Origin of the sequence: Xenophilus sp. (assembly GCF_044462705.1) — a bacterium.
Classification (GTDB): domain Bacteria; phylum Pseudomonadota; class Gammaproteobacteria; order Burkholderiales; family Burkholderiaceae_C; genus Xenophilus; species Xenophilus azovorans.
In genome coordinates this window covers 15,013-35,382 of the sequence record NZ_JBIQNC010000025.1, presented here as the reverse complement: position 1 = coordinate 35,382, position 20,370 = coordinate 15,013, and the positions used below count along the sequence as shown (strand labels likewise).

The following is a 20,370-nucleotide window of genomic DNA, read 5'->3' as shown; positions in this document are numbered from 1 at the left end:
GCTGCAGATCGGCTCGCCCAAGGGCGTGGCGCGGCTGCTGCAGCGCGCCGGCCGCTCGGGCCACGCGCCGGGCCGGCCCTCGCGCGTGACCCTCGTGCCCACCCACAGCCTGGAGATCGTGGAAGGCGCCGCCGCGCGCGACGCCATCGCCGCCGGCCACATCGAGTCGCGCCACTCGCCCGAGGAACCGCTGGACGTGCTGGTGCAGCACCTCGTCACCGTGGCGCTGGGCGGCGGCTTCCGGCCCGAGGATCTGCTGGCCGAAGTGCGCCGCACGGCGGCCTACGAACACCTGTCCGACGGGAACTGGCAGTGGTGCCTGGACTTCGTGCGCCAGGGCGGCCCCTCGCTCGCGGCCTACCCCGACTACCGCCGCGCCGTGCCCGACGCCGAGGGCGTGTGGCGCGTGCCCGATGCACGCCTGGCGCGGCGCCACCGCATGAACATCGGCACCATCGTCAGCGACGCCAGCATGAGCGTGCAGTTCGTCGGCGGCGCGCGCATCGGCAGCGTGGAAGAAAGCTTCGTCGCCCGCATGAAGCCGGGCGATTGCTTCCTCTTCGGCGGCCGCATGCTGGAGCTGGTGCGGGTGCACGAGATGACGGCCTGGGTGCGCCGCGCCACCGGCCGCCGCCCCGCGGTGCCGCGCTGGAACGGCGGGCGCATGCCGCTGTCCACCACGCTGGCCGACGCGGTGGTGGACCAGCTCGCCCGCGCCGACGCCGGCCGCTACGACTCGCCCGAGCTGCAGTGCGTGCGGCCGCTGCTGGAGATCCAGCAGCGCTGGTCGCACCTGCCCACGCCCGGCACGCTGCTGGCCGAGGTGCTGGCCTCGCGCGAGGGCACGCACCTCTTCCTCTACCCCTTCGCCGGCCGGCCGGTGCACATGGGCCTGGCCAACCTGATCGGCTGGCGCGTGGCGCAGCACGCGCCGCGCACCTTCTCCATCGCCGTCAACGACTATGGCTTCGAACTGCTGAGCGCCACGCCGGTCGACTGGGCCGAGCTGCTGCCGCAGGTGCTGCACGCGGGCCATGACGCGCGCGGCGACCTGCTGCACGAGGTGCTGGCCAGCCTCAACGCCGGCGAGCTGGCGCAGCGGCGCTTCCGCGAGATCGCGCGCGTGGCGGGCCTGATCTTCCAGGGCTACCCGGGCGAGCGGCGCAGCAGCCGGCAGGTGCAGGCCTCCTCGTCGCTGTTCTGGGAGGTGCTGCGCAAGTACGACCCGGCTAATCGCCTGCTGGCCCAGGCCGAGGCCGAGCTGCTGGCGCAGGAACTGGAGATCGGCCGCCTGGCCGCCAGCCTGGCGCGCATGGCCGGCCAGCGCCTCGTGCTGCAGCCGCTGGCGCGGCCCTCGCCCTTCGCCTTCCCGCTGATGGTCGAGCGCTTCCGCGAGAAGCTCAGCAACGAGAACGTGGCCGACCGCATCGCGCGCATGGTGGCCCAGTTGGAGCAGGCGGCCGGCGGCGCCGTCGCGCCCGGCGAGGTGGCCTCGGCCACGGCCGAGGGCGTGCGCGCGCGGCTGGCCTTCGGGCAGGACGCGCCCGACGGCGCTGCCGGGCCGCGGGCGCCGCGCCGGCGCCGTCCGCCTTCGCGTCCGCTGCCGCCGCTGTAGTGCCGAAGTCCGCGCAACCGGGCGATTCCCCATCGTTACACTCGGCCGCGCAGGGAGCGGGTACGAAAAAACGGTTCTTCTGGGACACTGTCCGACCTGTGAGCCGCGCCGCTTCCTCCTCTTCCCTTCCTGACGCCTGCGAAGCCGTCTGGGCCGGCGAACGCCTGCACCTGCTGGCCGGGCGGGCGCTGTGGTGGCCGGCGCGCCGCACCCTCTTTGTGGCCGACCTGCACCTGGGCAAGGCCGCGGCCTACCGGGCGCTCGGCCAGCCGGTGCCCGGCGGCACCACGCAGCAGAACCTGGCGCGGCTGGATGCGCTGATTGCTGCGCGGGCGCCGCAGGCCATCGTCTTCCTGGGCGACTTCCTGCACGCGCCCGAGGCGCGCACCCCGGCGCTGCTGCAGGCGGCGCTGGCCTGGCGGTCGCGGCACGCGGGCATCGCCATGACGCTGGTGCGCGGCAACCACGACAGCCGCGCCGGCGACCCGCCGCCCGCGCTGGACATCGCCGTCGTCGACGAGCCGCACCTCCTCGGCCCCTTCGCCTGCTGCCACCACCCGCAGCGGCACGCCACGCACTTCGTGCTGGCCGGCCACCTGCATCCGGTGTGCAGCCTGCAGGGGCGCGGGCGCGACAGCCTGCGCCTGCCCTGCTTCGTCAGCGAGCCGGGCCTGGCGCTGCTGCCGGCTTTCGGCGAATTCACCGGCGGCGCGTCGATGCCCGCCGCGCCCGGGCGCCGCTTCCATGCCGTGGGCGGGGGCGGCGTGTGGGCGCTGCCGGCACCGGCGCCGGCGCAGGAGGCAGCGGCATGAAAGCCTCCGACGACCTGCCGCGCTCCGGCCACCTGCTGCGCGAGGAGGCGGTGCGCATGCTGATGCGCTCGTCCATCGTCGCCGAACTGGACGCGCACGACGCGCGCCTCGTCATCGACGCCATGCAGCCGGTGCGGGTGCCTGCCGGCACCGTGCTGATGCGCGAGGGCCAGCGCGACGACACCGACTACATGGCGCTGCTGCTCGAAGGCCAGGTGCGCGCCGAGAGCGCCGCCCTGCTGCCCGGCGAGGAAGTGGTCATCTCCATCATCGGCCCGGGCCAGCTCATCGGCGAGATGGGTCTGCTGGACGGCGCGCCGCGCTCGGCCACCTGCACCGCGCTGACGGAGGTGAAGATGGCCACGCTGTCGCGCACCGCGCTGCGCGGGCTGGTGGAGGTCAACCCGGCCGTCGCCTCGCGCCTGCTGCTGGGCCTGGCGCAGGCCATGGCCGACCGCGTGCGCAGCACCAACCGGCGCCTGCGCACGCTCTCGCAGGTGGCGCGGGCGCTGCAGCGCGAGCTGGACGCCACCCACGCCGTGAACCGGCGGCTGCTGGGGCAGGACACCGACATGGGCACCGCCTGACGGCGGCCCTCAGATCACGATCGGCGAATCGGGCAGCTCGTTGCCGCGCGGCGGGGCGTCCTCGCGCGCGGGGAAATGTTCCACCAGCAGCGCCGAGACTTCCTCCAGCGCCAGCGTCAGGCCGTCCTCGAAGCGATGCTCGCCGAAGGCCCGGCCCATGCGCCGCGCCATCTCGCGCCACTGCTGCGGGTCGGCATGCACGTCGATGCCGCGGTCGGCCACGATCTCGATCGCGTGCTCGGCCAGCAGCAGGTAGATCAGCACGCCGTTGTTGTCCTCGGTGTCCCACACGCGCAGCTTGCCGAACTGGGTGACGGCGCGCTGGCGCGCCGGCGCGTCGCGGCGGATGTAGCTCCACGGCAGGCCGGCCTCGATGCAGATGCGGATCTGCCCCGTGTGGCGCCGCTCGCTGGCGGCCACGCGCTCGCCCAGGCGCGCCAGCGCGTCGGGCGGCAGCACGCGGCGCACGTCGGCCCGGTCGGTCAGCCGGTTGCGCAGCAGGCGCTGCAGGCGGCCGGCCCAGGTGGGCGGATAGGTCTTGCGTCCAGGCATCACCAGTCTCCCGAGGCGCCGCCGCCACCGAAATCGCCGCCCCCGCCGGAGCTGAAGCCGCCTCCGCCGCCCCAGTCGCCCCAGTCGCCGGAGGAAGAGGAGGACGAGCCGCTGCTCCAGCCGCCCGAGCCGTAGCCGTGGCCCGAGCCACCGCCGCCGCCGCTGAAACTGGCCGGCTTGGCGAGCAGCGTGTAGCCGAGCGCCAGCAGGCCCGCGATGCCCGACACGACCAGGCTGCTGGTGAACGCGAAGGCCAGCAGCCCGCCCAGGCCGCCGGCGGCGAGCGGGCCGAGGATCGCGCCCATCAGCTTGCGCAGGATGGGGCCGCCGATGAGCACGCCGAAGAACAGGAACAGGATCAGGTGCTCCCAGTCCACGTCCATCAGGCTGCGCTGCTCGTAGCTGGCCGAGGCCACCTCCGGCAGCGCCTCGCCGTCGATGCGGGCGATGAGCTGGTCGGCCGCCGCCATCAGGCCGCCAGCGAAGTCGCCGTTGCGGAAGGCCGGCTTCATCTGCTGGTCGATGATGCGCGCCGCCGCCAGGTCGGGCACCGCGCCTTCGAGCGTCTTGGCGACCTCGATGCGCATGCGCCGGTCGTCCTTGGCGACGATCACCAGCACGCCGTCGCCCACGTCGCGGCGGCCGATCTTCCAGGTGTTGGCCACGCGGTTGGCATACGCGGCGATGTCTTCCGGCGCCGTCGTCGGCACCATCAGCACCACGATCTGCGTGCCCTTGCGCTGCTCGAAGGCAGCGAGCTTATCGTCCAGTGCCTGCCGGTCGCCCGCTGAGAGCGTGGCGGTCTGGTCGATCACCCGGCCGGCGAGCGCGGGCACGGCCTGCTGCGCCCAGGCTGCCGCCATGAACGCGGCCGAGGCGGCGGCGATCAGGAACAGCGCGCCGAGCGCGCGCCACATGCGCTGGAATGCCATCGGGCTCAGTGCACCTGCGCCGTCACTTCTTCTCGAAGTCCACCGTCGGCGGCCGGGAGATCTCCGCCTCGTTCTGCACGCTGAAGTTCGGCTTCGGGTCGTAGCCGAAGGCCATGGCCGTCAGGTTGGTGGGGAAGCTGCGGGCCAGCACGTTGTACTCCTGCACCGTCTGGATGTAGCGGTTGCGCGCCACCGTGATGCGGTTCTCGGTGCCCTCCAGCGTCACCCGCAGGTCGCGGAAGGCCTGGTTGGCCTGCAGCTGCGGGTAGCGCTCGGCCACCACCATCAGGCGCGACAGCGCACCCGACAGCTCGCCCTGCGCCTGCTGGAACTTGTTGAAGGCCTCGGGGTTGTTCAGCGTCTCGGGCGTGACCTGGATCGAGGTCGCCTTGGCGCGCGCCTCGATCACCTTCGTCAGCGTCTCCTGCTCGAAGTTGGCCTCGCCCTTGACCGAGGCGACGATGTTGGGCACCAGGTCGGCGCGGCGCTGGTACTGGTTCAGCACCTCGCTCCAGGCGGACTTGCTGGCCTCGTCCAGGCGCTGGAAGTCGTTGTAGCCGCAGCCGGTGAGCAGGGCGGCGAGCAGGGCCAGCGGCAGCCAGCGCTTGAGGATTCGGATCATGGTGGTTCGGCCTCCTTGGCGGCGGCCCGGCGGGCCGCGAGGCGGCAAAGGTAGCATAGGCGCGGCCATGTCCCTCGATCCCCTCCAGGCCCTGCAGGCGGCGAACCGGGCGCCGCCGCGCCCGGCCGATGCCGCCCGCACGCTGCTGATCGTCGGTGCCACCGGGCCGCTGGGCAGCGAGATCGTGCGCCGCCTGTCGGGCACCCACCGCTTCGCCCGCACGCGCGTGCTGGCGGCCGAGCCGATGCGCGACGGGCTGCGCGGCGTCGAATCCGTGCAGGTGCCGGCCGGCGCGCCGCTGCGCGACTGGCCGCCGGCCGCGGCCGACGTGGCGGTCGTCGCCTTCGATCCGCCGCGCCTGCGCAACGGCCGCGAGCGCGCGCTGTGGGCGCCCGATCCGTCGCAGCTCGGCGAACTGGCCGCCTGGCTGCGCCGCTGCGGCGTGCGCACGCTGGCGGTGGTGCAGCCGCACGACCAGGGGCGGCTGCCCGAGGCCCTCAAGCACGGCCTGGCCGATGCCGGCGAGCATGCGCTGGCGGCGCTGGACTTCGAGTGCGTGCTGCTGCTGCGCAGCGCGCGCCGGCCCGCGGGGGCGCCGCGGCTGGCCGCGCTGCACCGCCTGGCCGCGTGGATGCTGTCCGTCGCCCGCTTCATGGTGCCGGCCACCGAGCGGCCGGTGCGCGCGGCCCGCGTCGCCGAGCTGCTGGACGTGGCGCTGGCCCTGGCGCCGCCGGGCGTGCACGTGGCCGCGCCGGAGATGGTCTGGGCCGCCGCCCAGGGCGACGCGCATGCGGTGGCCGCGCGCTGGCTGCTGGGGCGCGCCGGCGGCGATCCGGTGCCGGCCCGCGATGCCTGGAAAGCCGTCTGAGCATCCCGCGGCGCGGCACAATCCATGGCGCCATGTCCACCAAGTCCAGACTCCGCGCCGCCACCCTCGGCGGCACCGCAGACGACGTCGAGAACGCCTTCTACGAGGCGCTGCAGCGCGGCGACGTGGACGCGCTGATGGCCTGCTGGGCCGACGAGGACGAGGTCTTCTGCGTCCACCCCGGCGGCCCGCGCCTGGTCGGCGCGGTGGCGATCCGCGCCGCCTTCGAGCAGATGTTCGCCAACGGCGGCGCGATCCATGCCCGGCCGGCGCGCGTGCGCAAGGTCGATGCGCTGGCCAGCAGCGTGCACAACGTGCTCGAGCGCATCGAGGTGCTCACGGCCGAGGGGCCCAAGCACGCCTTCGTGCTCGCCACCAACGTCTATCACAAGACCGCCCAGGGCTGGCGCATGGTGGCGCACCATGCCAGCCCCGGCACCGCGCAGGCGCCGGACGAGGGGCTCGACATCCCGACCGTCCTGCATTGAGCGCGCTGCCCCCCGCCTCCCTCTCGCTGCACGGGCACCGCGCGCCGCGCTGGCTGCCCGGCGGCAACCTGCAGACCATCTGGCCGGCGCTGTGGTCGCGCCGCCATGCCGGGCCGGCGCCGGTCTACCGCCGCGAGCGCTGGACCACGCCCGACGGCGACTTCGTCGACGTGGACTTCCAGGACGCGCCCGACCCGGCGGCGCCGCTGCTGGTGCTGTTCCACGGGCTGGAGGGCTCCTCGCGCAGCCACTACGCCGAGGCCTTCGCCGCCTGGGCCGCGGCGCAGGGCATGCACTTCGCGGTGCCGCACTTCCGCGGCTGCAGCGGCGAGCTCAACCTCGCGCCGCGCGCCTACCACTCGGGCGACCACGAGGAAGTGGGCTGGATGCTCGGGCAGTTCGCCCTGCGGCGGGGCGTGCCGACCGTCGCCGCGGGCGTCTCGCTGGGCGGCAACGCGCTCCTGCGCTGGGCCGAGGAGGCCGGCGCCACCGCCGCCGCCAGCGTGCGCGCCGTGGCCTCGGTGAGCGCGCCGCTGGACCTGGCGGCCGGCGGCGCGGCCATCGGGCGCGGCTTCAACCGGCTGGTCTACACGCGCATGTTCCTCGCGACCATGAAGCCCAAGGCGCTGGCCAAGCTGGCGCAGCATCCGGGCCTGTTCGACGCGGACGCGCTGCGCGCCGCGCGCGACCTGTACGCCTTCGACGACGTCTTCACCGCGCCGCTGCACGGCTTTGCCGGCACGCGCGACTACTGGGCGCGCGCCTCCGCCAAGCCGCGGCTGGCCGACATCCGCGTGCCGGCGCTGGTGGTCAACGCGGTCAACGACCCCTTCGTCCCCGGCGACAGCCTGCCCGGTCCGCACGAGGTGGGCCGGCACGTGACGCTGTGGCAGCCGCGGCACGGCGGCCACGTGGGCTTCGCGCTCGGGCTGCCGCCGGGGCACGTCACCGGGCTGCCGTCGGCCGTGGGCGGCTGGCTTCGCGACCGTCTCTGACAGCGCCCGCCGCGCCGCGGGGCGCAGAATGCCGCCATGGACGACATCGTCAGGCAGGCCATCGCCAAGTGGCCCAACGTGCCCCACTGCCACGGCTGGCTGGGGCTGGACGCGCGGGGCCAGTGGTTCCTGCGCGATGCGCAGGCGCAGGCGGCGGGTGCCTTCCCCGCATCGAAGGGCGCGCTGCTGGAGCACGAGGGGCTGATCGCCTTCATCCAGCGCAACTACGAGCACGACGAGGCGGGCCAGTGGTTCTTCCAGAACGGCCCGCAGCGCGTGTACGTGGAACTGGAGTGCACGCCGCTGGTGTGGCGGGTGCACGAGGACTTCTCGGTGGTCGCCCACACCGGCGCGCCGGCGGTGCCGACGGGCTGCCTGCTGGACGAGGCGGGCCGGCTGTACCTGGCATCGGACGCCGGGCTGGGGCTGGTCCACACGCAGGACGTCGGCGTGGCGGCCGAGGCGATCGAGCAGGGCCGCTGGCAGCCTGAAGAGGTGCGCGCGGCCGACCTGCCGCAGCGCTTCGGTTATGTCATGAGCCCGCAGGCCCGCGCGGCGGTGGCATCGACATAAAAAAACCGGCCCTGGAGGCCGGTTCCTTGCTGGCAGGCGCCTGTTGTTACTGCTTGGGCGCGGCGTCGGCCGGCGCTGCGGCAGCGGCACCTTCGGCCGGCGCCTCCGCGGCCGCCGGGCGCTGCGGTTCGTCGAACTTGGCGCCGCCGGAGTTGGCCATGTAGACCACCGCACGGCCGATTTCCACGTCCTCGAAGTCGCCGCCGCCCTGGGGCGGCATGGCGCCCTTGCCCTTGAGCGCGTGCTCCAGCAGCGTGGCGTAGCCCTGGCCGATGCGCGGGCCCCAGCCGGCGGCGTCGCCGAAGTGCGGGGCGCCGGGGATGCCCGGGCTGCCGTGGCAGGCCGCGCACTGGGCCTTGAAGACGGCCTCGCCGGTGGCCAGCGGGCGGTTGGCGTCGCGGATCTCGATGGAGCCCACCTTGCGGATGCGCTCGGCCACCTCGCGCTCGCGCGCTTCCTGGCTCACGCCGTACAGCGCCATGCTGTCGCCCTGCGCCGAGCCCGAGGGCTTGAGCCCGGCCACGACGTAGGACACCAGGCCCGCGATGATCAGGATCGGCGCCAGAAAGCCGAAGAGCACCGCCATCAGGAGCTGCTTGGGATTCTTGATGGGACCGGTGTGGGCCTCTTCCGTGGCGTGGTGGTGCGCGCTGTCGCTCATGGCGTCCTCAGTATCGGGGGGCTTTTTCGAATCAGCCGACGATTATAGGGAGCGGCCCCCGGACGCCCCGGGGACCGCGTCCGGGCGGGGCCGCGCCGGCCCCGCGCCGCGGGTCAGGTCGCCGGCTGCTGCGCCGACGGCTCCGTCGCCGTCCAGCCGCCGCCGAGCACCTTGTACAGCGTCACGCGGTTCTGCAGCTCCTGCAGCCGCGCCTGCACCGCCTGCTGCTGGGCGGCGAACAGCGAGCGCTGCGCGTCCAGCAGGTCGAGCGAGCTGGCGACGCCGTTGCGGTAGCGCAGGTCCGACAGCTCGAAGCGCCTGCGCTCGGCCTGGGCGGTGGCGTCCAGCGCGCGCGCCTGCTCGGTCAGCGTCTCGCGGCCGGCCAGCGCGTCGGCCACCTCGCGGAAGGCCGACTGGATCGACTTCTCGTATTCCGCCACCGCGATCTCGCGCGCCGCCCGGGCGGCGTCGAGGTTGGCCTGGTTGGCCCCGGCGGTGAAGATCGGCAGCGTGATCTGCGGCGAGAAGGCCCAGGCACGGGTGCCGGAATGGAACAGGTTGTCGAACTGCGAGCTGACGGTGCCCACCGAGGTGGTGAGCGCCACGCGCGGGAAGAAGGCCGCGCGCGCCGCGCCGATGTTGGCGTTGGCGGCGACGAGCTGCTGCTCGGCGGCGCGGATGTCGGGCCGCTCGGCCAGCAGGTCGGACGGCAGGCCGGCGGGCACGTCCGGCATCGGCGTGAGCGAGCGCAGCCCGCCCTCGAGGCCGGCCAGCGCCCCGGCCGGCACCGGCGCGCCCAGCAGCAGGGCCAGCGCGTTCTCGTCCTGCCGGCGCAGCCGCTGCTGCTGGGCATAGGTGGCGCGGGCCGACTCGGCCAGCGAGTTGGCGGCCTGGTAGTCCAGGTCGGAGGCCACGCCGTTGTCGAAGCGCAGCTTGGTCAGCTTGAGCGTGTCCTCGCGCGTGGCCAGCGTCTGGCGGGTGATGGCCAGCAGCTCCTCGTCGGCCACCAGCGTCAGCCAGCCGGTGGCGACGGCGGCGACCAGGCTGATCTGCGTGGCGCGCATCGTCTCCTCGGTGGCGAGGTAGCGGGCCAGCGCCGCGTCGCTCAGGCTGCGGATGCGGCCGAAGAAGTCGATCTCCCAGGCGGTCATGCCCAGGTTGACCGAGTAGCTGGAGGACACCTTGCCGGCGTCGTCGCGGTAGGCGCGGGCCGGGTTGGGCTCGGAGCGCGAGCCGGAGGCCGTCACGCCCACCGCCGGGAACAGCGCCGCGCGCTGTACGCCGAACTGGGCGCGCGCCTGCTCGATGTTCTGCGCCGCCACGCGCAGGTCGCGGTTGTTGGCCAGCGCGGTGTCGATCAGCCTGGCCAGGCGCGGGTCGGTGAAGAACTGCTGCCAGGGCGTTTCGGCCGCGGCGCGGCCGCCGGGCTGCGCCGGGTCGCCCGGGAAGGTGGTGGGCACCGGTGCGGCGGGGCGCTCGTAGGTGGGCGCCAGGGAGCAGCCGGCCGCCAGCAGGGCGGCGGCCAGGGCGGCAGGCAGGAAAGGCCGGCCCAGGGTTCGGTCAGGACGCGTCATGGCTCGATTCTTCCTTGATTCCGGCCGCTTCGGCGTGCCGCTTGTTCAGTTCCTGCTGGCGCCTGCTGCCCTTGAACAGCGAGCGCACCACGACGAAGAAGACCGGCACGAAGAACACGGCCAGCGTCGTGCCCGTGATCATGCCGCCGACCACGCCGGTGCCGATGGCGCGCTGGCTGGCCGAGCCGGCGCCGGAGGCGAGGAACAGCGGCAGCACGCCCAGGCCGAAGGCCAGCGAGGTCATCACGATCGGCCGGAAGCGCAGGTGCGCCGCCTCCAGCGCCGCGGCCACCGCGCTCTTGCCCTGGGCCTGCAGGTCCTTGGCGAACTCGATGATCAGGATGGCGTTCTTCGCCGACAGGCCGATGATGGTGATCAGGCCCACCTGGAAGTACACGTCGTTCGAGTACTGCCGCAGGAAGGTGGCGGCCAGCACCCCCAGCACGCCCAGCGGCACCACCAGGATCACCGACAGCGGGATCGACCAGCTCTCGTACAGCGCCGCCAGGCACAGGAACACCGCCAGCACCGCGAAGCCGTAGAGGATGATGGCCTGCGAGCCGGCCTGCTTCTCCTCGCGCGACTGGCCGGTCCACTCGAAGCCGAAGCCCTCGGGCAGCTGCCCGGCCAGGCGTTCCATCTCCGCCATCGCCGCGCCGGTACTGTGGCCCGGCGCCGCGTCGCCGCTGATGCGCATCGACGGGTAGCCGTTGTAGCGTACCGTCTGCTGCGCGCCGTTGATCCAGCGCGTGGCGGCGAAGGCCGACAGCGGCACGGGCTGGCCCTGTGCGTTGGGGGCGGTCAGGCGCAGCAGGTCCTCGGGCTGCATGCGCGAGGGCGCGTCGGCCTGCACCACCACGCGCTGCAGGCGGCCGCGGTTGGGGAAGTCGTTGATGTAGCTCGACCCCAGCGCGGAGGACAGCGAGGTGTTGATGGCGTCGAAGCCCACGCCCAGCGCCTGCGCCTTGTCGCGGTCGATGTCGATCTCCAGCTGCGGCGCGTCTTCCAGGCCGTCGGGGCGCACCTGCGCCAGGACCTTGCTCTGCGAGGCCATGCCCAGGAGCTGGTTGCGCGCGTTGACCAGCGCCTGGTGGCCCTGGCCGGCGCGGTCCTGCAGCCGGAAGCTGAAGCCGCTGGCCGAGCCCAGCTCGGGGATGGGCGGCGGGTTCAGCGGGTAGATGAAGGCGTCGCGGATGCCCGACAGCGCACCGAAGGCGCGGCCGGCCACCGCTTCGGCGGCGTGGGCCGGGTCCTTGCGCTCGTTCCAGTCCTTGAGCGTCACGAAGCCGATGCCGGCGTTCTGGCCCTGGCCGGAGAAGCTGAAGCCCAGCACGCTGACCATGCTCTCGACCTCGGGCTGCTTGAGCATGTAGCCCTCGACCTGCTGCATCACGTCCAGCATGCGCTCCTGCGTGGCGCCGGGCGGCAGCTGCACGTTCACCAGGATGTTGCCCTGGTCTTCCTGCGGCAGGAAGGACGTGGGCAGGCGCTGGTACATCAGCACCACGGCGGCGATGATGGCAGCATAGATGAGCAGGTAGCGCGCCGCGCGCCGCAGGATGCGCGACACCATGCTCTCGTAGCCCTTGGCCGTGCGCGAGAAGCCGCGGTTGAACCAGCCGAAGAAGCCCTTCTTCTCGTGGTGGTGGCCCGCCTCGACCGGCTTGAGCAGCGTGGCGCACAGCGCCGGCGTGAGCGACAGCGCCATGAAGGCCGAGAAGGAGATCGAGGCCACCATCACCGCCGAGAACTGGCGGTAGATGTTGCCGGTGGAGCCGGCGAAGAAGGCCAGCGGCACGAACACCGAGATCAGCACCACCGTCACGCCGATGATGGCGCCGGAGATCTGCTGCATGGCCTTCTTGGTCGCCTCCAGCGGCGGCAGGCCCTCCTCGCTCATGATGCGCTCGACGTTCTCCACCACCACGATGGCGTCGTCCACCACGATGCCGATCACCAGCACCATGCCGAACATGGTCAGCACGTTGATCGAGAAGCCCAGCGCCAGCAGCGTCGCGAAGGTGCCCAGCAGCGCGATGGGCACCACCAGCGTCGGGATCAGCGTGTAGCGCCAGTTCTGCAGGAACAGGAACATCACCAGGAACACCAGCGCCACCGCCTCCAGTAGCGTGTGGGTGACCTGCTCGATGGAGATGCCGACGAACTTGGAGCTGTCGTAGGGGATGTCCCACTTCACGCCCTCGGGGAAGTACTTCGCCAGCTCCTCCATCTTCTCGCGCACCAGGCGGGCCGACTCCATCGCGTTGCCGGTGGGCGAGGGCTGCACCCCCAGGCCGACGGCCGGCACGCCGTTCAGGCGCGCCGAGGTGGCGTAGCTCTGGCCGCCGAGCTCGATGCGGGCCACGTCCTTCAAGCGCACGGAGGAGCCGTCGGGGTTGGCGCGCAGCACGATGTTGCGGAACTGCTCGACGTTCGACAGCTGGCCCTTGACCACCACCGTCGCCGCGATGCTCTGGCCGGCCACGTTGGGCAGGTCGCCGATGGTGCCCGAGGCCACCTGCGCGTTCTGCGCGCGGATGGCCGCCGCCACCTCGGCCGAGGACAGGCGCAGCCCCTGCAGCTTGGCCGGGTCGATCCACACCCGCATGGCGGTCTCGCTGCCGAACAGCTGCACCTGGCCGATGCCCTTGACGCGCTGCAGCTCGGGCTGGATGTTGCGCGCGGCGTAGTCGCCCAGCTGCACCGTGTCGAAGTCCGGGTTGTCGGACGACAGCATGGCGAACAGCAGGAAGTTGTCGCGCGACTTGTCGACGCGCACGCCCTGCTGCGTCACCGCCGCCGGCAGGCGCGGCGTGGCGCGCGACAGGCGGTTCTGCACCTCCACCTGCGCGAGGTCCTCGTTCGTGCCCGGCTCGAAGGTGATGGTCAGCGAGCCCGTGCCGTCGGCCTGGGCCACCGACTCCATGTAGATCAGGCCCGGCGCGCCGTTCATCTCGCGCTCGATGACCGACAGCACGCTGTCCTCCAGCGTCTGCGCGGAGGCGCCGGGGTAGGTGGTGTTGATGACGATCGCGGGCGGCGCGACCGGCGGGTACTGCGCGATCGGCAGCTGCGTGATCGATACCGCGCCCATCACGATGATGAACAGGGCGATCACCCAAGCGAAGATCGGGCGGTCAATGAAGAACTTGGCCATGGGTGCGTGTGTTCCTGTGGTTCCTCGGCGGCGTCATTGCTTCGGCGCGGCCGGTGCCGGCGCCGGGGCGGCAGGCGCGCTGCCCGGGGCCTTCCAAGGCACGGCCTTCACCGGCGTGCCCGGCGGCAGCATCTGCAGCTTCTGGAAGCCGTCGACCATGACCTGCTCGCCTTCCTTGAGGCCGTCCGTGACGATCCAGCGGTTGTTCTGCCCGGCGGTGATCTTCACGCTGCGCTGGCTGAGCTTGCCGTCGGCGCCCACCACCGTGACCGTGTCGCCCTGCTCGGTGCGCGTCACCGCCTGCTGCGGCACCGCGATCGCGTTGGACGCCTGGGCCTGCTCCATGCGCACGCGCACGTACAGGCCGGGCAGCAGGTCGCCGCGGGGGTTGGGCACCTCGGCGCGCAGCGTCACCTGCCCCGTGGTCTCGTCCACGCTCAGGTCGGTGAACAGCAGCCGGCCGGGCTGCGCGTACTCGGTGCCGTCCTCCAGCAGGATCTTCACGCTGGCCGCGCCTTCGCCCGAGCGCTTGAGCGTGCCGGCCTCGAAGGCGCGGCGCAGGCGCAGCGCCTCGCTCGCCGACTGCGTGAAGTTGACGTACAGCGGGTCGATCTGCTGGATGGTCGCCAGCGGCGTCGCCTCGCCCTGGCCCACCAGCGCGCCCTCGGTCACCAGCGCGCGGCCGATGCGGCCCGAGATCGGCGCCGTCACGGTCGCGTAGCCCAGGTTGATCCTCGCCGTCGTCACCGCGGCGCGGCCGGCGGCCACGTCGGCCTCCGCGGCCTTCCACGACGCCACCGCGTTGGCGTATTCCTGCTTGCTCACGGCGTTGGCCTCGACCAGCGGCCGGTAGCGCTCGGCCAGTGCCTTGGCCTGCGCCGCGTTGGCCTCGGAGCGCGCCACGCTGGCCTGCGCGCTGCGCATGGCGGCCTCGTAGGGCGCGGGGTCGATCGCGAACAGCGGCTGGCCCGCCTTGACGTCGCTGCCTTCCTTGAACAGGCGCTTGTTCAGGATGCCGGCCGCGCGGGCGCGCACCTGCGACACGCGCGAGGCCTCCAGCCGGCCGGGCAGCTCGGTCACCAGGCCCACCTCGCCCGGCGTGGCCACCACCACGCCGACCTCCGGCGCCGGCGCGCCGCCACCGCCTGCGCCGGGGGCGCCGCCCCCTGCGGGCGCCGCGTCCTGGTTGCCGCAGGCGGCCAGCGTCAGCGCCAGCAGCGCTGCCGCGGCTGCGCCGGCACGGCGCGGCGAGCGCAACGAATCACGTGAGACATGCAGGAAGGGCATGCGAATCCTTTGTCGAGAAGGGCTGGGAGCGAAGATGTGACGCAGACGCCCGTGTCGCGCCCATGCCGAAGAGACACGGGCGCGACACGGGAATTTGTCGAAGCCGCGAGTTTACATACATTCATGCATGTATATTCAAGACCTTCGAATTTCGGCGCCGGCAGGCGCGCCACCCCACCCGGAGACATCGTCGTGGTACGTCGGACCAAGGAAGAGGCGCAGGCCACGCGCGAGCGGCTGCTGGATGCGGCGGAGGTCCTGTTCCAGGCGCAGGGCGTGTCGCGCACCACCCTGCAGCAGATCGCCGAGGAGGCGGGCGCGACCCGCGGCGCCATCTACTGGCACTTCAAGGACAAGGCCGACCTGTTCAACGCCATGATGGACCGCGTGACGCTGCCCATCGAGGCCGGCGTGAGCGCCGCGGCGGCCTGCCGCGGCCAGGCGCCGCTGGACGTGCTGGAGGCGGGCATGCTCGATGCGCTGCGGCTGGTGACGACCGACCCGCAGGTGCGCCGCGTGTTCGAGATCGCCTCGCACAAGGTCGAGTACACGAAGGAGATGGCCTCGGTGCAGGCGCGCCACCTGAGCGGCCGCGGCGCCTGCATCGGCGACTTCGAGCGGGCCCTGCGGCTGGCCGCGCGGCAGGCGAATCTGCGCCTGCCGATCCCTGCCGCCACGGCCGCCGTCGGCCTGCACGCGCTGCTGGCCGGGCTGATCCAGGACTGGCTGCTCGACCCCGGCGCGTTCGCGCTCGTGCAGGCCGGGCGGCGGTTGTTCCGCGTGTACATGCGCGGCCTGGGCTTCGATCGCCGCGATGCCGAACCCCTCCTCGAGCCGCCCTGCGAGCTGCCGCCGCGATCGGTCATAATCGCGGGTTCGCGTCGCCGCGAGGCACGCCACTCTCGCCGTATTTCAATGGATAGAATTCGGCCCTCCGAAGGCTGAGATCCAGGTTCGATTCCTGGCGGCGGGACCAGCTACCAAGCCGGACACTTCCAAAGGTGTCCGGCTTTTTTGTTTTCTTCTCTGCGAAGGAATGCGGGCGCATGGGCGTGCGCGGCGCATTCCGCCGATTGACATGGGCGGCGGCCCTGGCGCTCAGTGGATGAGCCGGCTGGAAAGCGCGGGCGCAGGGGAGTGCGGAGCGCCTGTCCTGTCCGTGCGTCGCGGCGGGCAGCCCTCCATGCTGGCGCAGATCACGCCGTACCGAGGCGCGCGGCCACGCCCCCATCGTCGTTGCTCCACGATGGCGGGTCAGTAACGCAGCAGCCCCAGCTGCGCTTCGATCCTTCGGGCCTCGGCGTTCAGCCGCTCCAGCAGCCGGCTGCGCCGCGGCGGCGCCAGGTCGGCGCCCGCCGCCGCCAGGCTCAGCGAGGCCAGCGGCTCGCCCGCCGCCGAGCGGATCGCCACGCCGATCGCGGCGATGCCGGGGATGATGTCCTCCTGGTTGCAGCCGTAGCCCAGCCGGCGGGAGCGCTGCAGCATGCGCCGCACGGCCGTCTGCTGCGCCTCGCCGCGCCGCACGATCGCACGCAGGTTCAGCGCCTGGATGCGCGATTGCTCCGCGCGCGGCAGCGCGATCAGCATCGCCGCGCCGCCGGCCGAAAGGCTCAGCGGCCGGCGCGTGCCGACCTCCACCGTGTAGGCCTTCAGCGCCTTGCGTCCCTCGAAGCGCGCCACGCACACCGACTCGGCGCCGCTGCGCACGTTGAGGAACACGATGTCGCGCGTCTCGGCGGCCAGTTGCGCGAGCGCCGGGCCGGCCAGCCGCTCGATCGCGAAGTGCGGCGCGGCGGCCACGCCCAGCTCGTAGGCCAGCGGCCCGAGCGTGTAGCGCCGCGTGCCCGCCACGCGCACCGCCAGGCGCTCGTGCAGCAGGCAGCCCAGCATGCGGTGCACCGTCGAATGCTCCAGCGCGGCCTCCTGCGCCAGGTCGCTCAGCCGCCAGCCGGTGGCGGTGCGCGCCGACAGCAGGCGCAGCAGGCCGATGGCCCGGTGCAGGCTCTGCGCGCCGTCGGCGGCGTGGGTGCGCGAAGTCATTTTGTCCACTATACGGAAAAACAGGCAGGCCCCGGCGACACGGACCGCATTGCGCTTCGAATAATTCCCTCACGCCCGATCGGGGCGGAGAGACACGGAGATGCAGGAGATGGAGACACGAGCGGACTTCGCGCCGGCCGCGCAGGTGACGGACAGCGACGTGGTGGTGCTGGGCGCGGGCGCAGCCGGCATCGCGGCCGCGCTGGCGGCGGCGCGCGGCGGCGCGCGCACCACGCTGGTGGAGTCGGGGCCGATGCCCGGCGGCGAGCTGATCAGCGGCATGGCGATCGACGGCGCGCTCAACGCGCGCGGCGAGTGGATCCTCGGCGGCGTGGGCCGCGAGCTGCTGGCCGAGTGCGAGCGCCTGGGCGGCTACATCGGCCCGCTGAACGACTGGCGGCTGATCTGGTACGTGTGCCTGGACCCGGAGGTGATGAAGCTGGCCGTGGCGCGCACCCTCGCGCGCGCCGGCGTGCGGCTGCTGCTGCACACCTGCGCGACCGGCGTGAGCATGGAGGCGGGCCGCGTGCGCGCGCTGCACGTGCTCAACAAGGAAGGCCGCACGGAGATCCGCGCGCCGCTGTTCATCGACTGCTCGGGCGACGCCGACATCGTGCGCGCCGCCGGCGGCGCGGTGCTGCAGGGCGGCCCCGGCGGCGAGCTGCAGCCGGTGTCGCTGATGTTCCGCATGTCCGGCGTGCGCACCGGGCCGCTGCTGGAATTCCTGCACGCGCATCCCGAGCATTTCGCGCTCGGCGAGAGCGAGGCGATCCGCCAGGGCCGCACCGACCGCGAACTGGCGCAGGCGGCGCAGGCGCAGGGCGAGCCCACGGTGTTCCTGAAGGGCGACGGGCCGCTGGTGTCCGGCGCGATCGCGCGCGGCGAGCTGTATCCCACCGCGCTCATCATGATCCAGCCCACCTCGCGCCAGCGCGGCGAGGTGTGCCTGAACTCCACGCGCGTCGGCGGCATCGACGGCACCCGCACGGCGGACCTGAGCGCCACCCTCGCGGCCCTGTCCGACCAGGTCTGGCAGTGCAGCGAGTTCATGCGCCGGCACGTGCCCGGCTTCGAGCAGGCGGCCTACAGCGGCATCGCCAGCCGCGTGGGCGTGCGCGAGACGCGCCGCATCGACGGGCGCGCCAGCCTGTCGCAGGAGGACGTGCTGGCGGCGCGCAAGCGCGAGGACGGCATCGGCAAGGGCTCGCACCACGTGGACATCCACCAGTCGGGCACCGGGCAGGTCCGCATCCCGGTGCAGGGCGGCGGCTCCTACGACATCCCCTGGGGCTGCCTGCTGCCGAAGGGGCTGCACAACGTGGCGGCGGCGGGGCGCATCCTCTCGGCCGACCGCGGCGCGCACGGCTCGGCCCGCGTGATGGGCCCCTGCCTGGCGATGGGCCAGGCGGTGGGCACGGCCGCCGCGATGCTGCGCGACACGGGCGGCGACGACTTCGCCGCGCTGGACGTGCAGGCGCTGCGTGCGCGGCTGCGCGCCGAGGGCGCGATCCTGGACGGCACGCACTGATCCGCACCCGCAACGGACACCCAGAGAGCAAAAGGAGACATGCCATGAAGAAGCTCATCGCCGCCGTGCTGCTTGGCGCGTGCGCGCTGGCTGCCTCGGCAGAAGCCGGCGACTACCCGAGCGCGCCGGTTCGCATCGTCGTGCCCTTCCAGGCCGGCGGCCTGACCGACATCCTGGCGCGCGCCATCGCGCAGCACGCGGGCCAGCACCTGGGCCAGCAGTTCGTCGTGGAGAACAAGGCCGGCGCCAGCGGCAACATCGGCGCCGACTTCGTCGCCAAGAGCAGGCCGGACGGCTACACCCTGCTGATGGGCTCGATCGGCACCAACGCGGTCAACGCGCACCTGTTCTCGCGCATGCCCTACGACACGCTGAAGGACTTCGCGCCGATCGGCCTGGTGGCCAGCGGCACGCTGATGCTGGTGGCGCATCCGTCGGTGCCGGCGGCCGACATGAAGTCGCTGCTGGCCTACGCGCACGCCCACCCCGGCAAGCTGACCTATGCCTCCGGCGGCGCAGGCGCCTCGCAGCACCTGGCCGGCGAACTGCTCAAGACCATGGCGAAGGTGGACATCGTGCACGTGCCCTACAAGGGCGTGGTGCAGGGCGTGACCGACGTGGTGGCCGGCCAGGTCGACCTGACCTTCGACCTGGCGACGGTGGAGCCGCACATCCGTGCGGGCAAGCTGCGTCCGATCGCGGTCGCCAACGGCAAGCGCTCGGCCGCCTTCCCCGAGGTGCCGACGATCGCCGAGGCCGGCGTGCCCGGCTACGAGGCCAGCGCCTGGTACGGCCTGTTCGCGCCGGCCGGCACGCCGCCGGCGGTGATCGCGAAACTCAACGCCGAGGTGGTGCGCGCGCTGAACGACCCGGCGCTGCGCCAGCGCCTGGCGACGCTGGGCGCCGAACCGGCCGGCAGCTCGCCCGGGGAACTCGCGCGCTTCGTGCGCGCCGAGTACGACAAGTGGGGCCGGGTGGTGCGGGAGGCCGGGATCCGGCTGGACTGAACGATGCAATGCACGCAACAGGAGGAACGCATGCTTGAAACGCAACGCGCTTGGGAAGAATCCGCGCGACGGCTGTCGCGCCGCAGGCTGCTGGGCGCAGCCGCCGCTGCCGCGCTGCCGCTGCTGGGCGCGCCGGGCCGCGCCTCGGCCCAGCCGGGCTTTCCGTCGAAGCCCGTGCACCTGGTCGTGCCGTTCGCGGCGGGCGGCGCGACCGACGTGCTCGCCCGGTTGCTGGCGAAGTCGATGGAAGCTTCGTTCGGCCAGCCGGTAATCGTCGAGAACCGCGTCGGCGCGGCGGGCGTGCTCGCGGCGTCCTACGTCGCCAAGGCGCCGCCCGACGGGCAGGTCGCGCTGTTCGGCGGCGTGGGCACCAACGCGCTGCTGGAGTACACGCAGCCCACGCTGCCGTACAAGCCGGCGCGCGACTTCGTCGATGCCGGCAACTTCTGCTACGTGGACTTCGTGATGGCGGTGGCCGCCGACAGCCGCCATCGCTCGCTGCGCGACCTGCTGGACGATGCGCGCGCGAACCCCGGCAAGGTGTCCTACATGTCGGCGGGCCCGATGGGCACGCTGCACATCGCGCAGGAGGCGCTGTGGAAGCGCGCGGGCGTCACCCTGAACCACGTGCCCTACAAGGGCGAGAGCCACGTGGCGCCCGACCTGGTGGCCGGCCGCGTCGACCTGGCGCTGATGACCCTGTCGCTGACCCGCCAGCTCGCGCAGGAAGGCAAGGTCCGCATGCTGGCCACCCTGGCGCCCGAGCGGCTGCGCGGCGCACCGGACCTGCCCACGGTGGCGGAGCAGGGCTTCCCGGGCTTCGCCATGCCGACGTGGAACGGCGTCTTCCTGCCCCGGCAGACGCCGGCCGAGGCGGTGCGCGCCTTCAACGACGCCATCAACGCGGCCCTGCGCGATCCGGCCGTCGTGCGGCGCATCGAGGACATGGGCCTGTCGCCCAGCGAGCCGAACACGCCGGCGCAGCACGCGCAGTTCATGGAGAACGAGCGTCGGCGCTGGCGCACCATGGTGGCGGAGAGCGGCGTGCAGGTGCAGTAGGCGCGGGCCCGCT

18 protein-coding genes, 1 tRNA gene and 1 pseudogene are annotated in these 20,370 nt (G+C 73.0%); 12 read left to right on the top strand and 8 right to left on the bottom strand.

Annotation, left to right across the window (positions count from 1 at the left end; translation table 11 throughout):
• From ACIY1X_RS06805 to ACIY1X_RS06795, 3 genes and pseudogenes are all read left to right on the top strand, one after another.
• Nucleotides 1-1,615 (top strand): annotated as a pseudogene (locus ACIY1X_RS06805) (DNA ligase-associated DEXH box helicase); the annotation flags it as partial.
• A gap of 98 nt (nt 1,616-1,713) precedes the next feature.
• A complete protein-coding gene (gene pdeM / locus ACIY1X_RS06800; RefSeq protein ID WP_399679224.1) occupies nt 1,714-2,427 on the top strand; it encodes a ligase-associated DNA damage response endonuclease PdeM in 714 nt (237 codons plus the stop codon).
• Nucleotides 2,424-3,014: a Crp/Fnr family transcriptional regulator gene (locus tag ACIY1X_RS06795; protein WP_399679221.1), complete on the top strand. Its 591-nt coding sequence runs from the start codon at nt 2,424-2,426 to the stop codon at nt 3,012-3,014. The genes pdeM and ACIY1X_RS06795 overlap by 4 nt, the downstream gene beginning before the upstream one ends.
• A 9-nt stretch (nt 3,015-3,023) precedes the next feature.
• Here ACIY1X_RS06795 and ACIY1X_RS06790 read toward each other — a convergent pair whose 3' ends face one another.
• From ACIY1X_RS06790 to ACIY1X_RS06780, 3 genes are read right to left on the bottom strand one after another with little or no spacing between them, the layout of a single operon-like run.
• A complete protein-coding gene (locus tag ACIY1X_RS06790) occupies nt 3,024-3,566 on the bottom strand; it encodes a TPM domain-containing protein (protein ID WP_399679219.1) in 543 nt (180 codons plus the stop codon).
• Nucleotides 3,566-4,498 (bottom strand): TPM domain-containing protein, encoded by a 933-nt coding sequence (locus tag ACIY1X_RS06785; RefSeq protein ID WP_399679217.1) that lies wholly within the window; start codon nt 4,496-4,498, stop codon nt 3,566-3,568. Before ACIY1X_RS06785 ends, ACIY1X_RS06790 begins: the two co-directional genes overlap by 1 nt.
• Nucleotides 4,499-4,520: 22 nt before the next feature.
• Nucleotides 4,521-5,120, bottom strand: coding sequence for a LemA family protein (locus ACIY1X_RS06780; protein WP_051952594.1), 600 nt, complete (start codon nt 5,118-5,120; stop codon nt 4,521-4,523).
• Between the two features lie 67 nt (nt 5,121-5,187).
• On the opposite strand from ACIY1X_RS06780, the gene ACIY1X_RS06775 reads away from it, so the two are divergent.
• The 4 genes from ACIY1X_RS06775 to ACIY1X_RS06760 are packed head-to-tail and all read left to right on the top strand — an operon-like array spanning nt 5,188 to nt 8,044.
• Complete coding sequence (locus ACIY1X_RS06775) at nt 5,188-5,988, top strand: hypothetical protein (protein WP_399679215.1); 801 nt, start codon at nt 5,188-5,190, stop codon at nt 5,986-5,988.
• Nucleotides 5,989-6,020: 32 nt separating this feature from the next.
• Nucleotides 6,021-6,476, top strand: coding sequence for a nuclear transport factor 2 family protein (locus ACIY1X_RS06770; protein ID WP_038200310.1), 456 nt, complete (start codon nt 6,021-6,023; stop codon nt 6,474-6,476).
• A complete protein-coding gene (locus ACIY1X_RS06765) occupies nt 6,473-7,471 on the top strand; it encodes a YheT family hydrolase (protein ID WP_399679213.1) in 999 nt (332 codons plus the stop codon). Before ACIY1X_RS06770 ends, ACIY1X_RS06765 begins: the two co-directional genes overlap by 4 nt.
• A 36-nt stretch (nt 7,472-7,507) precedes the next feature.
• Nucleotides 7,508-8,044 carry a DUF2946 family protein gene (locus ACIY1X_RS06760; protein WP_399679211.1) on the top strand — a complete coding sequence of 179 codons (537 nt, stop codon included), beginning with the start codon at nt 7,508-7,510 and terminating at the stop codon, nt 8,042-8,044.
• 46 nt (nt 8,045-8,090) lie between these two features.
• Here ACIY1X_RS06760 and ACIY1X_RS06755 read toward each other — a convergent pair whose 3' ends face one another.
• The 4 genes from ACIY1X_RS06755 to ACIY1X_RS06740 form a co-directional block, all read right to left on the bottom strand.
• Nucleotides 8,091-8,705: a cytochrome c5 family protein gene (locus ACIY1X_RS06755; RefSeq protein WP_038200308.1), complete on the bottom strand. Its 615-nt coding sequence runs from the start codon at nt 8,703-8,705 to the stop codon at nt 8,091-8,093.
• A gap of 113 nt (nt 8,706-8,818) precedes the next feature.
• Nucleotides 8,819-10,279 (bottom strand): efflux transporter outer membrane subunit, encoded by a 1,461-nt coding sequence (locus tag ACIY1X_RS06750; protein ID WP_399679209.1) that lies wholly within the window; start codon nt 10,277-10,279, stop codon nt 8,819-8,821.
• Complete coding sequence (locus tag ACIY1X_RS06745; RefSeq protein WP_399679208.1) at nt 10,266-13,436, bottom strand: efflux RND transporter permease subunit; 3,171 nt, start codon at nt 13,434-13,436, stop codon at nt 10,266-10,268. Before ACIY1X_RS06745 ends, ACIY1X_RS06750 begins: the two co-directional genes overlap by 14 nt.
• Before the next feature lie 33 nt (nt 13,437-13,469).
• Nucleotides 13,470-14,723: an efflux RND transporter periplasmic adaptor subunit gene (locus ACIY1X_RS06740; RefSeq protein ID WP_399679206.1), complete on the bottom strand. Its 1,254-nt coding sequence runs from the start codon at nt 14,721-14,723 to the stop codon at nt 13,470-13,472.
• Here ACIY1X_RS06740 and ACIY1X_RS06735 point away from each other — a divergent pair.
• Nucleotides 14,709-15,668 (top strand): TetR family transcriptional regulator, encoded by a 960-nt coding sequence (locus tag ACIY1X_RS06735; RefSeq protein ID WP_399679227.1) that lies wholly within the window; start codon nt 14,709-14,711, stop codon nt 15,666-15,668. The genes ACIY1X_RS06740 and ACIY1X_RS06735 overlap by 15 nt on opposite strands.
• Nucleotides 15,625-15,699: transfer RNA gene (locus ACIY1X_RS06730), tRNA-Arg, on the top strand. The genes ACIY1X_RS06735 and ACIY1X_RS06730 overlap by 44 nt, the downstream gene beginning before the upstream one ends.
• Before the next feature lie 278 nt (nt 15,700-15,977).
• Here ACIY1X_RS06730 and ACIY1X_RS06725 read toward each other — a convergent pair.
• A complete protein-coding gene (locus tag ACIY1X_RS06725; protein WP_399679204.1) occupies nt 15,978-16,763 on the bottom strand; it encodes an IclR family transcriptional regulator in 786 nt (261 codons plus the stop codon).
• A 109-nt stretch (nt 16,764-16,872) separates the two neighbouring features.
• Between ACIY1X_RS06725 and ACIY1X_RS06720 the strand changes: the two genes are divergently transcribed.
• Genes ACIY1X_RS06720 through ACIY1X_RS06710 form a run of 3 tightly spaced genes read left to right on the top strand, consistent with a single transcriptional unit; the run spans nt 16,873 to nt 20,357 of the window.
• The gene (locus tag ACIY1X_RS06720) at nt 16,873-18,291 is read left to right on the top strand and encodes an FAD-dependent oxidoreductase (RefSeq protein WP_399679202.1); all 1,419 of its coding nucleotides are present in this window, start codon (nt 16,873-16,875) and stop codon (nt 18,289-18,291) included.
• 44 nt (nt 18,292-18,335) lie between these two features.
• Complete coding sequence (locus tag ACIY1X_RS06715) at nt 18,336-19,298, top strand: tripartite tricarboxylate transporter substrate binding protein (RefSeq protein ID WP_038200177.1); 963 nt, start codon at nt 18,336-18,338, stop codon at nt 19,296-19,298.
• 30 nt (nt 19,299-19,328) lie between these two features.
• Complete coding sequence (locus ACIY1X_RS06710; protein WP_399679198.1) at nt 19,329-20,357, top strand: Bug family tripartite tricarboxylate transporter substrate binding protein; 1,029 nt, start codon at nt 19,329-19,331, stop codon at nt 20,355-20,357.
• Nucleotides 20,358-20,370: the final 13 nt, after the last annotated feature.